General features: G+C 63.7%; 11 protein-coding genes. 1 reads left to right on the top strand and 10 read right to left on the bottom strand.

All coding sequences use genetic code 11. The features are described from left to right. Positions 1 to 186 precede the first annotated feature (186 nt). Complete coding sequence (locus L9B60_RS00165) at positions 187 to 606, top strand: PACE efflux transporter (protein ID WP_249679629.1); 420 nt, start codon at positions 187 to 189, stop codon at positions 604 to 606. On the opposite strand, the gene L9B60_RS00160 is transcribed toward L9B60_RS00165, so the two are convergent. From L9B60_RS00160 to L9B60_RS00115, 10 genes are all read right to left on the bottom strand, one after another. Then, on the bottom strand, positions 603 to 2213 hold the full coding sequence (locus L9B60_RS00160) for an ABC transporter ATP-binding protein (RefSeq protein ID WP_249674952.1): 1611 nt from the start codon (positions 2211 to 2213) through the stop codon (positions 603 to 605). The genes L9B60_RS00165 and L9B60_RS00160 overlap by 4 nt on opposite strands. A 2-nt stretch (positions 2214 to 2215) precedes the next feature. Further along, positions 2216 to 3238, bottom strand: a complete 1023-nt coding sequence (locus L9B60_RS00155) for an ABC transporter permease (RefSeq protein WP_249674950.1) — start codon at positions 3236 to 3238, stop codon at positions 2216 to 2218. A gap of 1 nt (position 3239) precedes the next feature. Continuing rightward, positions 3240 to 4310: a microcin C ABC transporter permease YejB gene (locus L9B60_RS00150; protein ID WP_249674949.1), complete on the bottom strand. Its 1071-nt coding sequence runs from the start codon at positions 4308 to 4310 to the stop codon at positions 3240 to 3242. 1 nt (position 4311) lies between these two features. After that, positions 4312 to 6132, bottom strand: coding sequence for an extracellular solute-binding protein (locus tag L9B60_RS00145; RefSeq protein ID WP_249679628.1), 1821 nt, complete (start codon positions 6130 to 6132; stop codon positions 4312 to 4314). A 192-nt stretch (positions 6133 to 6324) separates the two neighbouring features. Then, positions 6325 to 9030 (bottom strand): TonB-dependent receptor, encoded by a 2706-nt coding sequence (locus L9B60_RS00140; protein WP_249674946.1) that lies wholly within the window; start codon positions 9028 to 9030, stop codon positions 6325 to 6327. A 196-nt stretch (positions 9031 to 9226) separates the two neighbouring features. Continuing rightward, positions 9227 to 9628 (bottom strand): ExbD/TolR family protein, encoded by a 402-nt coding sequence (locus L9B60_RS00135; protein WP_249674944.1) that lies wholly within the window; start codon positions 9626 to 9628, stop codon positions 9227 to 9229. Next, positions 9629 to 10336, bottom strand: a complete 708-nt coding sequence (locus tag L9B60_RS00130; RefSeq protein ID WP_249674942.1) for a MotA/TolQ/ExbB proton channel family protein — start codon at positions 10334 to 10336, stop codon at positions 9629 to 9631. It lies immediately after the preceding gene. A gap of 42 nt (positions 10337 to 10378) precedes the next feature. Beyond that, positions 10379 to 11191, bottom strand: coding sequence for an energy transducer TonB (locus L9B60_RS00125; protein ID WP_249674941.1), 813 nt, complete (start codon positions 11189 to 11191; stop codon positions 10379 to 10381). Positions 11192 to 11876: 685 nt separating this feature from the next. Then, complete coding sequence (locus tag L9B60_RS00120; protein ID WP_249674940.1) at positions 11877 to 13211, bottom strand: TldD/PmbA family protein; 1335 nt, start codon at positions 13209 to 13211, stop codon at positions 11877 to 11879. After that, on the bottom strand, positions 13211 to 14650 hold the full coding sequence (locus L9B60_RS00115; RefSeq protein WP_249674939.1) for a TldD/PmbA family protein: 1440 nt from the start codon (positions 14648 to 14650) through the stop codon (positions 13211 to 13213). Before L9B60_RS00115 ends, L9B60_RS00120 begins: the two co-directional genes overlap by 1 nt. Positions 14651 to 14764 lie beyond the last annotated feature (114 nt).

The following is a 14764-nucleotide window of genomic DNA, read 5'->3' as shown; positions in this document are numbered from 1 at the left end:
AATCGCGCGGCCGTCGGGTACAGCCGTTTGTGGCGAAGCTAGCCTTGGCGGGCAGGGCTGTCAAATGTTGCTGGGCCTGATGACAACGCCAGTCAAATTCATTTCAGCGTCGCTCAATTATGCTCATTTGCCGCCCCCCACTGTTTGTCGCATCCTGCCTGCCTCAGTCAAACCAGGAGCGTCATGATGCAAGGTGCACGCCGCAAGATCGTCCAGGCCGTGCTGTACGAGGGCATCGCCGTGTTTTGCGTAGGCCCTGCGCTGGACGCGATCTTCGCCCAGGGGCTGGGCACCTCCACCGGCTTGGCGGTGGTGCTCAGCAGCGTGGCGCTGGCCTGGAACATGCTGTTCAACGCGCTGTTCGAGCGCTGGGAAAAAGGCCGCCCGCGCACCGCCGCCCGGCGCGTGTTGCACGCGCTGGGGTTTGAGGGTGGGTTGACGGTGATGCTGCTCCCGGTGATCGCCTGGTGGTTGCAGATCGGCCTAGGGGCGGCGCTGGTGACGGACGTCGGGCTGTTCGTGTTTTTCTTTTTCTACGCGCTGGTGTTCCAGTGGCTGTTCGACCGGGTATTTGACGAACCGGTGGCCGCGCCCACGCCGAACTAGGCGGGTGCCTGGGTCGCCGCCACCCGGCTCAATTTCAGCCCCGAAGCGCGCAGCAACTCCTGGGTATAGGGGTGGCGCGGCAGGCCAAACACTTGCCGCGCCGGCCCTTGTTCGACCACCTTGCCATCCTTGATCACGATCAAGTCGTGGGCCAGCGCCTGCACCACGGCCAGGTCGTGGCTGATGAACAGGTACGTCAGGCCGTGGCGGATCTGCAGTTCGCGCAGCAGCGCCACGATCTGCTTTTGCACGGTGCGATCCAGGGCCGAGGTGGGCTCGTCGAGCAGGATCAGTTCGGGCTCCAGCACCAGGGCGCGGGCGATGGAGATGCGTTGGCGCTGGCCCCCCGAAAATTCGTGGGGGTAGCGGTGGCGGCTGTCCGGGTCCAGGCCGACCTCGCCCAGCACGCGAATGACCGCGGCCTGGCGTGTAGCGGGCGTGCCGATGTCATGGGTCAGCAGGCCTTCGGCGATGATCTGCTCCACACTCATGCGTGGGCTGAGGCTGCCGAAGGGGTCCTGGAACACCACCTGCAGGTGCCGGCGCAGCGGGCGCATCAGGCGCTGGTTGTGCAGGCTCAATTCCTTGATGCCAAAGCGAATGCTGCCTTCGGAGTCGACCAGGCGCAAGATCGCCTGGCCCAAGGTTGACTTGCCCGAACCGGACTCGCCGACGATGCCCAGGGTCTTGCCGCGCTGCAACTGGAAGCTGACGCCGTCCACGGCCTTGACGTAGGTTTGCTGGCGGCTGAACAACGGCTTGGGCAATGGGAACCAGACCTTCAAGTCGTCGACCGACAACAGCGTCTGGTCGAACACCCCCGGCACCGGTTGGCCGTCTGGCTCGGCGCCGATCAATAGGCGGCTGTAGGGGTGGCGCGGGTGGTCGAACAGCTCGCTGCAGCCGGCCTGCTCGACGATCTCGCCGCCGCGCATCACGCACACCCGCTGGGCGATGCGGCGCACCAGGTTGAGGTCGTGGCTGATCAGCAACAGCGCCATGCCCAGGCGCGTTTGCAGCGAGCGCAACAGCTCCAGGATCTTTTGCTGTACGGTCACGTCCAGCGCGGTGGTCGGTTCGTCGGCAATCAGCAGTTGCGGCTCGTTGGCCAGGGCCATGGCGATCATCACGCGCTGGCGCTGGCCGCCGGACAGTTGATGGGGGTAGGCCTTGAGCCGCGCCAACGGCTGCTGGATGCCCACCAGTTCCAGCAATTCCAGCACCCGCTCGCGGGCAGCCCGGCCTTTGAGCCCCTTGTGCACCAGCAGCACTTCGGCGATCTGTTTTTCCACGGTGTGCAAAGGGTTGAGGGAGGTCATGGGCTCCTGGAAGATCATCGCAATACGGTTGCCGCGCAAGCTGCGCAATTGCGCCTCGCTGGCATTGACCAACTCCTGGCCGTCGTAGCGGATGCTGCCGCCGGTGTGCACCTGGTGGCCGGGCAACAGGCGCAGGATCGAGTGGGCAGTCACCGACTTGCCCGAGCCCGACTCGCCCACCAGCGCCAGGCACTCGCCGCGGCGGATGTCCAGGTCGATGCCATGGACCACTTCGCGGTCACCGAAGGCCACGCTCAAGTTGCGGATTTCGATCAGGTTGGTGCTCATGGTCAGCTCCGAGGGTCAAAGGCGTCGCGGCAGGCTTCGCCGATGAACACCAGCAAGGACAGGATCAGCGCCAGGGCGCAGAAGGCGGTCAGGCCCAGCCAGGGGGCTTGCAGGTTGCGCTTGGCCTGGCCGATCAACTCGCCCAGCGAAGCGGTGCCTGCGGGCATGCCGAAGCCCAGGAAATCCAGGGCGGTGAGGGTGGAAATGGCGCCGGTGAGGATGAACGGCAGGTAGGTCAGGGTCGAGGTCATGGCGTTGGGCAGAATGTGCCGGCGCATCAGCGCACCATCGGTCAAGCCCAGGGCGCGGGCGGCCTTGACGTATTCCAGGCTGCGCCCACGCAGGAACTCGGCGCGCACCACGTCCACCAGCGCCAGCCAGGAAAACAGCGCCATGATGCCCAGCAGCCACCAGAAACTCGGTGCCACGAAGCCCGAGAGGATGATCAACAGGTACAGCACCGGCAAGCCCGACCAGATTTCCAGCAGGCGCTGGCCGAGCAGGTCGACCAGGCCGCCGTAATAGCCCTGGATGGCCCCGGCGAATACGCCGATCACGGTGCTGATCAGCGTCAGCAACAGGGCAAAGAGGATCGAGATGCGTGCACCGTACAAGGCCCGCGCCAATACATCGCGGGCCTGGTCATCGGTGCCCAGCCAGTTCTGCCGGCTGGGTGGGCTGGGGGCCGGTTGCGCCAGGTCATAGTTGACCGTGTCGTAGCTGAAGGGGATGGGCGCGAACAGCATCCAGCCGGCCTTGGCCTTGATCAGGTCGCGCACGTATTGGCTGGAATAGTCGGGCTCGAACGGCAGTTCACCGCCAAAATCAGTCTCTTGGTAGGTGTGCAGGGTGGGGTAGTAGAGGTTGCCCTGGTAGCGGATCACCAGCGGTTTATCGTTGGCGATCAACTCGCCGCACAGGCACAGCCCGCACAGCCCGATGAACAGCCACAGCGACCACCAGCCGCGGCGGTTGGCCTTGAAGCGCGCCAGGCGCCGTTGGCCCAGCGGGGAGAAGGTGAACATATCAGGCGGTCCTCGCGGCAAAGTCGATGCGCGGGTCGACCAGGGTGTAGCACAGGTCGCCCAACAGTTTGATCAGCAGGCCAAACAGGGTGAACAAAAACAGCGTGCCGAACACCACCGGGTAGTCGCGCGACACCGCCGCGTCGTAACTCATGCGGCCGATGCCGTCGAGGTTGAAGATGGTTTCGATCAACAGGGAACCGGCGAAAAACACCTCGATCAGCGCCTGCGGTATGCCGGCCAGCACCAGCAGCATGGCGTTGCGAAACACGTGGCCGTAAAGCACCCGGCCATCGGCCAGGCCCTTGGCTTTGGCAGTGACCACGTACTGGCGGCTGATCTCGTTGAGGAAGCTGTTTTTGGTGAGGATGGTGAGCGTGGCGAACCCGCCGATCACCAGTGCGCCGACCGGCAGTACCAGGTGCCACAAATAGTCGCCCACCTTGCCCCAGGGAGACAGGCTGGCAAAGTCATCGGACACCAGGCCCTGCACCGGGAACCAGTTGAGGTAGCTGCCGCCGGCAAATACCACGATCAGCAAAATGGCGAACAGGAACGCCGGCATCGCGTAGCCCAGGATGATCGCCGTGCTGCTCCACACATCGAAGCGGCTGCCGTGGTGCACGGCCTTGCGGATGCCCAGCGGTATGGAGATCAGGTAGGTGATCAGCGTGGCCCACAACCCCAGCGACAGGGTCGTGGGCATTTTCTGGGCAATCAACTCGGTGACCGGCGCACCCCGAAAGAAGCTGGTGCCGAAATCCAGCCGTGCGTAGTTTTTCAGCATCAGCCACAGGCGTTCGTGCATGGGTTTGTCGAAGCCGTAGTGCTGCTTTATTTCCTCGATCAGGGCCGGGTCCAGGCCGCGGCTGCTGCGGCTGGCGCCACTGCCGCCGCCGGCCATTTCGCCGCCACCGCCGCCCACGCCGTGGCTGCCGGCGCCTTGCAGGCGGGCGATGGCCTGGTCTACGGGGCCGCCGGGTGCGGCCTGCACGATGACAAAATTGACCACCAGGATGCACAGCAACGTGGGGATGATCAGCAACAGGCGCCTTGCGATGTAATGCAGCATGTCAGTGGCCCTCGGGGTTATGCGCCAGGGCGCTCATTTGCAGGTTGGTCAGTGCCTTGGGGCTGATCTGCCACCAGGTTTCCAGGCCCACGTCGTAACCGGGCTGCACCTTGGGCATGCCGAAGCGGTTGAGGTACACGGTGGGCACGCCCTGGGAGTAGTAGTTCTGGATGCTGTAGTAGCCCCACTGCAGCACGCGGTCCAACGCCCGGGCGTAGTGCACCATGTCGTTGCGGCTGTTGGCCTTGACCAGGCCGTCGATCAGCGTGTCGACCGCGGGGTCGCGCAGCACCATGGCGTTGGAGCTGCCCACTTGGCTGGCGCTGCTGGAGCCGTACAGGCTGTACAGCTCGCGCCCCGGCGAGAGCAACGGGTCGCCGCTGCGCGGGAAGGTGACCACGATCATGTCGTAGTCACGGGCATTGACCCGGTTGGTGTATTGCGCGGCGTCGATGCGGCGAAATTCCATGTCGATGCCGATCTGTTTTAGCGTGCGCTTGAACGGCAGCATCATGCGGTCGAAGCCGCCCTGGCCGTCGAGGAAGGTGAAGGCCAACGGCTGGCCCTGGGCATTCACCAAGCGGTTATGCTCGGGGTGCCAGCCGGCCTGCGCCAACAGTTTCAGCGCCTGCAGTTGCTTGTCGCGGATATAGCCGCTGCCGTCGGTGCTGGGGTTGTGGAACACCTGGGTAAACACCTCGTCGGGCACCTGGCCGCGCAGCGGTTCCAGGATCGCCAGCTCTTGGGCGTCGGGCAGTTGGCGGGCGGCCATTTCACTTTTCGGGAAATAGCTGTGCTGGCGGGTGTAGAAGCTGCGCATCAACTGCTTGTTGGTCCACTCGAAATCCCACAGCAGGCTGATGGCCTGGCGCACGCGGCGGTCCTTGAAAATCGGGTTTTGCAGGTTGAAGGCAAAGCCCTGGGCGGCCACCGGGCGGGTCTGCGCGAGGATGCTGCGTTGCAGGCGGCCGTCGCTCAGCAGCGGGCCGTCGTAGCCGACCACGTAGCCGGACGATGAGAACTCGCGGTTGTAGTCGAACGTCGAGGCTTGCAGCAGTTGGCGGGCCACCTCGGTGTCGCTGTAGAAGTTCACCGTCAGGCTGTCGAAGTTGTACAGGCCACGGCTCACCGGCAGGTCCTTGGCCCACCAGTCCTTGACCCGTGCGAAGCTGATGCTGCGCCCGGCGTCGATCTTCGACACGCGGTACGGGCCACTGCCCAGCGGCGCTTCGAAGCCACCGCCGGCGGCAAAGTCACGGGTTTTCCACCAGTGTTCCGGCAGCACGTGCAGCGAGGCCAGGTCCAGGGCCAGGGTGCGGTTGAGGTTGTTCTTGAAGGTGAAGCGCACCTGGCGCGGGCCCTCGACGATCACCTCGGCAACGTCGCCATAGAGCATGCGAAAGCCCAGGCTGCCTTTGCTCATCAGCAAGTGGTAGGTGTAGGCCACGTCTTGCGCGGTGATGGGCGCGCCATCATCGAAGCGCGCCTTGGGGTTGAGGTAAAAGCGCACCCACAGGCCATCGGGGTCGCGTTCCATTTTTTCGGCCACCAGGCCGTACACCGTATAGGGCTCGTCCAGCGAGCGAAACGCCAACGGCGAATAGACCCAGGTGTCGACCTGGGTCACGCCGATGCCCTGGTCGACATAGGGCATCACGTAGTTGAACTGGCCGATTTCCGTGGCCGCGCGGCTCAGCGATCCGCCTTTGGGCGCGCTGGGGTTCACGTAGTCGAAGTGCTGGAAATCAGCGGGGTATTTGGCCGGCTCGCCATACACCGTCATCGCGGTGACGAGGGCGGCCTGGGCGGGCAGGCAGGCCATCAGGCAGGCAGCGGCCAGCAGCCGGTGCAGCCAGGAAAACAGGGGCGGTGACATGATCGCTCGATCCTCGAACCACGTGGCAAAACGTCTGTTCAAACCGTTGAAAAAGACCCCGGCAGGGAGGGCTGCCGGGGGCGCGATATCGCAGGCAGGTCGGCGGGGGCAAGGAGCCAGCACCCCCGCGACCCTGGCTCAGAAGTGGTACGTGGCGCGGGCGAACATGGTGCGGCCCATGGCGTCGGTGTAGCGCGGGTCATAGCCGTTCTGGAAGGTGTAGTTCTGGTTGGAGAACGGCGGGTTGCGGTCGAACATGTTTTTCAGCCCCACGTCGATGTCCAGCACCTTGTTGAAGGTGTAACCGGCGGACAGGTCCCACAGGGTGTAGGAGGCCACGCGGTCATTGGTGGTGCGGTCGTAGTCGTGGTAGCCGGTGGTGAAGCGGTTGGTCAGCGAGGCACGGTACGGGCCCAGGTTCCAGGTACCGGTCAGGTTGTGCTTCCAGCGCGCGGCCACGCCGTAGCCCTCGAAGTCGCCGACGCGGTCGATGTAGCTGCCACCGATGGTTTGCTGGTAGTCATACCGGCTGACGTAGGTGCCTTGCAGCCCCAGGCCGAACTGGCCGAACGGGGTGTTGGGGAACCGGTAGTCGAGGCTCACGTCCACGCCGCTGGTTTTCACGTTGCCCAGGTTGGCAAGGCCGGTGACGATGTGGTCGATGGAACCGTCGGCGGCGCGCACGATGCGGTCGCTGTACAGGTCCGGGTTGGCGAACACTTCAGACTCCGGGAACTCCTCGATCTGGCCCTGGATTTTGATCCACCAGAAGTCCAGGCCCATCGACAGGTCGCGGATCGGCTGGTACACGAAGCCCATGGTCACGTTGCGCGCGGTTTCAGGCTTGAGGTCCTGGTTGCCGCCGGTGCTGTTGAAAAACTGCTGGTTGCAGTCACGCCCGCCGTTGCCGCCTGGCGCCACCACGCCGCCACCGCACAGGCGCGGGTCGTTGTAGTTGCCCTGGGTGTAGGTGGTGTAGGTGGGGTTGTTCAGCTCATACAGCGACGGGGCGCGAAAGCCCTCGCTGTAGGCGCCGCGCAACACCAGTTCCTTGAACGGCTGGAAGCGGAACGAGTACTTGGGGTTGGTGGTGCTGCCAAAGTCGCTGTACTTGTCGTGGCGCACGGCGGCCGACAGCTCCAGGCTGTCGAGCACCGGCACGTTGATCTCGGCGTACTCGGCGCTGATGCTGCGGTCGCCCGACACGCTGCTGTCGGGGTCGATGCCAAGGCTGCTGAGGTCGCCGGTGAAGTCCTCGACGCTCATCTGAAACTTCTCTTTGCGGTACTCGCCGCCCAGTGCCAGGCCCACGGGGCCTGCGCCGAACCAATCGCCGATGTCGCGGGTGATCTTGCCGTCCAGGGAGCTGACGCGCCCAGTGGAAGTGGCGTAGCCGCCGTGGTAAGCGTTGGCATCGATATAGGCCTGGCCGGCGCTGCTTTGTGCGCCGAACGGGTTGAGCAGGCCGCTCTCGATACCGCTGACCAGCGCCGAGTCACTGACAAATCCATTGGTGACGCTGCTTACCACGCGGTTCTGGTTGTAGGCGGCGCCCAGGTCGTAGTCCCACCCGGCCACGGTGCCGTCGAAGCTCAGCAGGAAGCGTTGGCTGGTGTTCTGGTCCTTGAGCTCACGGTCGCCAGAGGCGGTTTCACGCCAGTTGGCGCCCACCGGCTGGGTGGGGTCGAGGGTAAAGTTATCGGGCAGCGGGGTGATGCCGTTGCCGGGGTAGTAGGGCGAGGTGTTGTCCACGCTCAGGCCGGTAAGGGGCGCGGGGGCGAGGGTGGTCGAGTTGTTGTTGCGCGCCCAGAAGTACTCCAGGTTAACGTTGTGGTCGTCGGCGATCTTGCCGGTGGCCTTGCCGAAGAACGAGGTTTTTTCGGTTTGCGGGATCAGGTCGATCGAGTTGCGCGTGCTGTAGCGGCACACGCCATTGGCGGCCACCTGATTGGGCCCGGTGCAGGCGCCGCCCAGGGGGTTGGCGGCGTTGTCGCCCTGGCTGTAGTTGGCCGGGAAGGTGGTGCCCGAGGTGCCATCCAGGCCGCGCCCGGGGACGTAGTCCTTGCTGAAGGTGCGGTCGTTGGCGTCCAGGTTTTGCTGGGTGGCGTAGTTGAACACGCCCAAAACGTTGAAGCGGTCCTTGTCCAGGTCGCCGTAGCCCCAACTGCCGCTCATGTCCTTGCTGCCGCCACCGCCGCTGGCATCGGCCATTTCGCCGCCCATGGACAGGGTGCCGTCGGTCATGGATTTTTTCGTGATGAAGTTGATTACCCCGCCGATGGCGTCGGTGCCGTACAGCGCCGACGCCCCGTCACGCAGCACTTCGACGCGGTCGATGGCGGCGAAGGGGATCATGTTCAGGTCCACCGCGCCGCCCTGGGACTGGGTGCCCGACAGTGCGTTGTTGGCCAGGCGACGGCCGTTGAGCAGGATCAGCGTCTTGTTGGCACCGATGCCGCGCATGTCGGCAAAGCTGGCGCCACCGGTGAAGCCGCCCACCGAGCCGGTGGCGTTGCTGATGGAGTTGCTGCCGGTGATGCGTTGCACCAGTTCGGCGGTGGTGGTCACGCCCTGTTTGCGCAGCGCGTCGGCACGCAGGATGGTAATGGGCACGGCGGTTTCGGCGTCCACCCGGCGGATGGCCGAGCCGGTCACTTCGACGCGTTGCAGTTGCGTGGTGGCCGGTGCCGGCGCCACCACCGCAGCACTGCTGCTGTCCTCGGTGCTCTCGGCGGCCTGGACGCTGCCCATGCCCATGGCCATCAGGTACAGCGGCACCATGCGGTGCCGTTGCAGGGTGGCCGCTAGCGGTTTGAGGGTGAAACGGTGAAAACTCATCAGCATGGTAATTTCCGACTTTTCCAGACGTTATTGAAATGGCCTTGTGAGCCCTCGATGCTCCGGTTGGGTTGTGCCGGCCCCGGAAGTCCACTTTCTTCAAGCAAGCCGCTCCCCTGCAGGGGCAAAAAGCCCGCGCACAGCGGTACACGACGGGTATCAGCAGGGGCCGGGCGACCTCACCCGTGCCCGGCCCCTGCTTCTAACGCGAGGTCATCACCGAGATTTTGGTAATGCCCGAGCGCTCGATCGAGGCCATGGCCTTAGCCACCTGGCCGTAGTTCACACTGGTGTCGGCCTGTAGCTGGACCCGCACCTCGGGGTCCTTGGCCTTGACGTCCTGCAGGCTCTTTTCCAGCAGCTCCGGCGCCACTTCGTTCTTGGCCAGGTAGAACTTGCCGTCCTGGTCGACGCTGACCACCACCGGGTCTTTCTTGTCGGCGGCGGCCACAGCGTCAGTCTTGGGCAGGTTGACCTTGATGGCGTTGGTCATCAGTGGCGCGGTCACGATGAACACCACCAACAGCACCAGCATCACGTCCACCAGCGGGGTGACGTTCATTTCGCTGAGCACTTCGTCGCTGTCTTGAGTGGAGAAGGACATTTAGCTGGCCTCCCGCACGGCCTGGGCGTGCTTGTGGGCGATGGGTTGGCGGCTCACGGCGAAGGCGCTGCGCTGGGCCAGGCTGTCGAAGTCATGGGCGAAGTCGTCCATGTCGGCCACGGCCAGCTTCAGGCGGCGCAAAAAGAAGTTGTAGATCAGCACCGCCGGCACGGCGACGGCGATGCCCACGCCGGTGGCGATCAGGGCGTGGCCGATGGGCCCAGCCACGGTTTCCAGGCTGGCCGAGCCGCTGGCGCCGATGCTTTGCAGCGCTTCCATGATGCCCCACACGGTGCCGAACAAGCCGATGAAGGGCGCCGTGCTGCCGATGCTGGCCAGGATTGCCTGGCCGGCTTCCAAGGCGCGGCGCTCCTTCTGGATTTGCTGGCGCAGGTTGCGCTCCAGGCGGTCCTGGCGGTTGATGGTGTGGGCCAGTTGCTGGGTGGTGCGCGGCGCGTCTTCGGCGGCCATGGCCTCGAAGCCGCTGTTGGCGATGCGTGCCAGCGAGCCTGGGTATTGCCCGGAATGTTCGGCGGCGGTCAGTAAGTCGGGCGCGGCCCAAAAGGCCTTGGTGAACTGTTTGTTCTGGGTTTTGAGGCGCAGGTACTGGGCCGATTTGACCAGCAGCAGGCCCCAGCTCAATACCGAAAACACCACCAGGGCCCACAGCACGCCCGGGACAATCATGGAAGACAGTGACGCGTTCATGGCGATACCTCGCATAGCGTTTAATAAGTGGGTTGCGCAGAATTACTGCGGCAACTTGAAATCAATGGTTTGGGTGGCGAAGCCTTCGATCGGGGTGTCGCCACGCTTGGCCGGAATGAACTTCCAGTTGCGCACCGCTTCCACCGCTGCTTCGTCGAGCTGCGGCTTGCCGCTGGAGCGGGTGACCTCCACGCTGCCGGCGCGGCCGTTGGGCAACACCTTGATGCGCAGCACCACGGTGCCTTCCCAACTGCGGCGCAAGGCCAGGGAGGGGTACTCCGGTGGCGGGTTGCCCAGGCTTGCCAACCCCGACACGGCGGCCGACTCCTTGACCGGGCCCGGCGCCGCCGCGGGTGCGGCCGGTGCGGGCGACGGTGGCGTGGGTGCGCTCGGCGCCGCGGCTGGCGCTGGCGTTGGTGGTACCGGCGGGGCGGGCTTTTTCACCGGCTCCGGCTTCTTCACCGGCTTGGGTTTTTCCACCTTGGGTTTTTCCACAGGCTTGGGCGGTGGCTTGACCGCGTCCGGGTCTTCGACCGGCTGTTCGGGTTCCGGTGGCGGTGGCGGCGGTGGTGGCTCTGGCGGTGGCGGCTCGGGTGCCGGTGGCGTCGGGCTGGTCAGCTCCACGGTCATCTCCGGCACTTGCGGGGCCACTTCCGGCACCTGCGCATCCGCCTGGCGAATGCACCACCAGGCGGCACCGTGCAGCAACACGGAGGCGGCAATCAATAACAGCACGTGCTGTTTATTCAAGGTGCCGGGCCGTGAAGTATTGGCCTTGAAAGGAATGCCTGGCCACGCCGCGGAAGTTGCGCCGGGCGGGGCCTGTCGAGGCATCTGTTTTACCGCATCATTCATTAAAGCTCCCTCATATAAGAAGAAGGGCAATAAGCGTCCGTTCAAACATTGGATAATGTTCGAAGTTGTCGGTGGGGCGGCGATCGATAAGGCGCAGAACGCCATCGAGCAACGGCCGGAGCCTGCTCTTTTATCGTCTAAGGATTAACGTATTCGAGGTGACGGAGGCATTGCGCAGGTCCTTCTTCTTGTGGCTGTAGCAAAAGGTACGGTTTTGAATCTCAATTGATACTTAGCAACCGCTGTGCCAGAACCGCAGCGCCAGAGCCTTGGCGGAGCGATTTACAGGTGAATGTCGCATTCCTGTAACTTTTTCGTGGAGGTTGCTCGCACAGTGCTAGCTATTTATAACTGTAAGTTATTTGCGCAAATTAATCGGGGCGAAGTGTCCCGCTCATCTCATTCGGGCCAATGGCCAAAGTCGATAAGTTTGCTGGTAAGTTGCGGTTGCACCAAAGTTGAACGCAACGGTTTTTCGAGGTGCAGTGTGTTTTTAGTTAGTGCGCTAGGAGCCTTCTTATCTAGGGCGTGATAAATGTTGGGTAAAGGGGTGGCGCGTCACTTTATTAAGAAAGTGTCGTGCGTTTGTTCTTGATAAATGCCCCGGTGGGCGTTTTTTAAATAATAAAACCCTGCCCCGGCCACGGAGGGGAATCGCGGCCAGGGCGGGGGTACAACAGGGTTTTTACAACGTCAGGGTGAACCGGTCGATCAAGGCGCCAGGCAGCAACAAAGTCTGTGCCGAGCGTTGGCCATAGGTACTGGTGCTGATCGACAGGCTGCGCTCGCGGGTCAGCGCCAGCAGGTTGTCACCGAGCATGTGATAGAGGCTGTCATCGAAGCGCATGGTCGCCAGGGGCGCGACGATCTTGCCGTCTTCCACCCAGAAACTGGCGAAGCGGGTCATGCCGGTCATGCGTGCCGAGCCCATGTCCGAATAGTTGAGGTACCACAGGTTGCCGATATACAAACCGGTGCCCAGTGTTGCGAGTATCTCGTCGCTGGGCAGGTTGCCAGCGGTCATTTCCAGCGACGCGGCATGCTCGTAATGGCTGGCGCCATTGTCGGTCAAGCCGTATTCGCGGGCCGAACGGGTGCTGACCATCTGCCCGACCAACTGCCCTTGTTCGAGCAACGCTTGGTCCTGACGCAAGCCGCCTTCGGTATTGAACGCAGGCTCCAGCCCCGTGGAGGCCATTTCGCTCAAGCTAACCAGCGGCGACAGGCTCGACCGCTTGAGCTGCAGGGCCTGCAGCGAACTTTGCCGAGTGGCCAATGCGCGCGCGGAAAAACCGTCCCAGTTGAGCATGCCGATGATTTCTTCCACGGCAGCCGGCGCCAGGTAGGCGCGGTATTGGCCAGGTGGCAGTTCCTTGCGCGGCTTGTCCAGGTGCAGGAGTTGCTCGCGGGCCTGGGCAAACTGCTGCTCCAGTTGCTCGCTGCTCCACACGCTGGCCGCGTAGGTGCTTTTGACGGCTTCGCCGTTGGCTTGGAACAGGCTGAAATCCAGGCTGGCGCTGCCGGCCTGGTGCCAGCCGCGGGCACCCCAGGAACTGGCAAAACCGCGGTACATCGGCCCGCCGGCGTAGATGCCGACCATGTCCAGGCCATCGCTGAGGCGCGTCACGTGTTCGATCAGGTCGCTTGCTTCAGGCAGTTGGGCGCTGGCCTCACGGTTGCTGTGCCAGGCCTGGTTGTTCAGTTCCAGGTAAGGGTCGGCAGGCAGCACGTCGAGCAAGGCGCGCAATTGCGCCAGGCCCTCGGCCAATGCCGGCACATCGTGTTCGATTACGCCGCTGACGTTCAGGTGCTGGCTGGCATGGCGCTCGTCGCGGATCAGGCGCAGGGTCACGTCGATTTGCCGCACTTGGCTTGCCTGGCGCACCTGGCCGTGGTTGAAGCGGATAAATTGCGAGTCCTCGGCAGCAAACCACAGGGAGAACTGTTCGCCCTCGCGCAACTGGGCGCTGACCCACTGTTGGATGGCGGCGAAGGCGCTGCTGAAATGTGCGTGGTTCATCAGGCTTGCCCCCCGAACACGGCGATGTTCTTGAACACGCAAGGCGGTGTGGCATGCCCCACGGTGATCGCCTGGTTGGGTTCGCCCTTGCCGCAGTTGGCGGTGCCCATCACCTCGAAGGTGCTGGCATTGCCCACGGCGCTGAGGTTGCGCCAGAACTGCGAGGAAATGCCCCGGTAGTTGGGGTTTTTGACTACGCCGGCCAATTGGCCGTTTTCGATCAATTGGCCCCACTCGCAACCGAACTGGAACTTGTTGCGGGCCTGGTCGATGGACCACGACTTGTTGGTGGCCATGAGGATGCCGTGTTCGATGTCGCCGATCATTTGCTGCAAGTTCTGGTCGCCGGGCTCCACGTTGAGGTTGGCCATGCGGTCGATGGGCGGGCGGTTCCAGTCGCAGGCGCGGCTGTTGGCCACCCCGTGCATGCCGCTGCGGGCCTGGGACAAGGCACCCCCCAGGGGGCGCTGCAAGATGCCCTTGGCGATCAGCAGGTGTTTTTCTGCCGGGGTGCCTTCGTCGTCGTGGCTGTAGCTGGCAAGCTCGGAGGCAATAAATGGGTCGAAGCTGACGTTGAGCAATGGGGAGCCATATTGATAGTGGCCGAACATGTCCTGGGTGACGAAGCTGGTGCCGGCATAATTGCGCTCATCGCCCAGGATGCGATCCAGCTCCAGCGGGTGGCCGATGGACTCGTGGATCTGCAAAATCATTTGGTCGGGCATCAGCAGCAGGTCGCGGGTGCCCTCGGGCGTATTGGGCGCCAATAGCAGTTGCAGGGCCTGGTCGGCGACTTCTTCGGCCTTGTTCAAAAAGCCGCTGGCATTCACCAGTTCCGCGCTGCCCTGCTGGCCCACGGCAAAGGTGCGACGCTGGCTTTGCTGGCCGTCGAAGGCGGTCACCTCCAGCTCCGGGTACAGCCGGCGTTGCTGGCTGAGCACTTCGCTGCCAGTTGAATCGACATACAGTTGTTGGCGATCGCTGATGCGCAGGCGCGCAGCCCAGTGCACCAGGCGCTCGTCGCTGGGCACCTTGGCCGATTGCGCGGCCAACAGCTCAAGCCAATGCGCCGCGTGAGGCAGGGCCTGGGCCAGGTTGGGCGAGCGGTAGTGGGTATGGCTGGCGGTACCGTTTATTGGCGCCAGGTTGAGCAATGCATGGCAACCCATGGCCTTGGCCAGCGCGCACGCCTGCTCGAAGGCCAGGTCCAGCCCGGCAGGCGTGAGGTCGCTGGTGGCGGCGAAGGCTTCGTTACCCTCGATGCGGGCGCACAGCATCACGCCGGCGCTTTGCGAGCGGCGCGCAGGTTCGATGACATTGCGGGTAACGGACAGGTCCAGGGCTTCTTCGCGAACCCAGCGCAAGGAGTGGAAGCGTGGGTCGGTGCGGCTGGAGAAACGCGAGAGCATTTGCTTGAGAGATTGCGGCACTTCAAACATACAACCTACTTCCTTATACGGCTCGATGGGCACGCTTTTGGCGGCCTTCTCTGCACTTTAATAGAACAGGGTTACTGTTCGCCGGTTGCAAATGGTGCAGGGTAAGCACCTGTG

It is taken from the genome of Pseudomonas abieticivorans (assembly GCF_023509015.1).
In the GTDB taxonomy this organism is placed as follows: domain Bacteria; phylum Pseudomonadota; class Gammaproteobacteria; order Pseudomonadales; family Pseudomonadaceae; genus Aquipseudomonas; species Aquipseudomonas abieticivorans.
Note: the sequence above shows the minus strand (reverse complement) of the source record. Positions and strands in the feature narration are given on the sequence as shown.

What these genes read in the sequence shown, in the direction of transcription:
- L9B60_RS00165 (WP_249679629.1), top strand. Translation starts at nt 187, where the DNA reads ATGCAAGGTGCACGCCGCAAGATCGTCCAGGCCGTGCTGTACGAGGGC.
- L9B60_RS00160 (WP_249674952.1), bottom strand. Translation starts at nt 2,213, where the DNA reads ATGAGCACCAACCTGATCGAAATCCGCAACTTGAGCGTGGCCTTCGGT.
- L9B60_RS00155 (WP_249674950.1), bottom strand. Translation starts at nt 3,238, where the DNA reads ATGTTCACCTTCTCCCCGCTGGGCCAACGGCGCCTGGCGCGCTTCAAG.
- L9B60_RS00150 (WP_249674949.1), bottom strand. Translation starts at nt 4,310, where the DNA reads ATGCTGCATTACATCGCAAGGCGCCTGTTGCTGATCATCCCCACGTTG.
- L9B60_RS00145 (WP_249679628.1), bottom strand. Translation starts at nt 6,132, where the DNA reads ATGGCCTGCCTGCCCGCCCAGGCCGCCCTCGTCACCGCGATGACGGTG.
- L9B60_RS00140 (WP_249674946.1), bottom strand. Translation starts at nt 9,030, where the DNA reads ATGCTGATGAGTTTTCACCGTTTCACCCTCAAACCGCTAGCGGCCACC.
- L9B60_RS00135 (WP_249674944.1), bottom strand. Translation starts at nt 9,628, where the DNA reads ATGTCCTTCTCCACTCAAGACAGCGACGAAGTGCTCAGCGAAATGAAC.
- L9B60_RS00130 (WP_249674942.1), bottom strand. Translation starts at nt 10,336, where the DNA reads ATGAACGCGTCACTGTCTTCCATGATTGTCCCGGGCGTGCTGTGGGCC.
- L9B60_RS00125 (WP_249674941.1), bottom strand. Translation starts at nt 11,191, where the DNA reads ATGAATGATGCGGTAAAACAGATGCCTCGACAGGCCCCGCCCGGCGCA.
- L9B60_RS00120 (WP_249674940.1), bottom strand. Translation starts at nt 13,211, where the DNA reads ATGAACCACGCACATTTCAGCAGCGCCTTCGCCGCCATCCAACAGTGG.
- L9B60_RS00115 (WP_249674939.1), bottom strand. Translation starts at nt 14,650, where the DNA reads ATGTTTGAAGTGCCGCAATCTCTCAAGCAAATGCTCTCGCGTTTCTCC.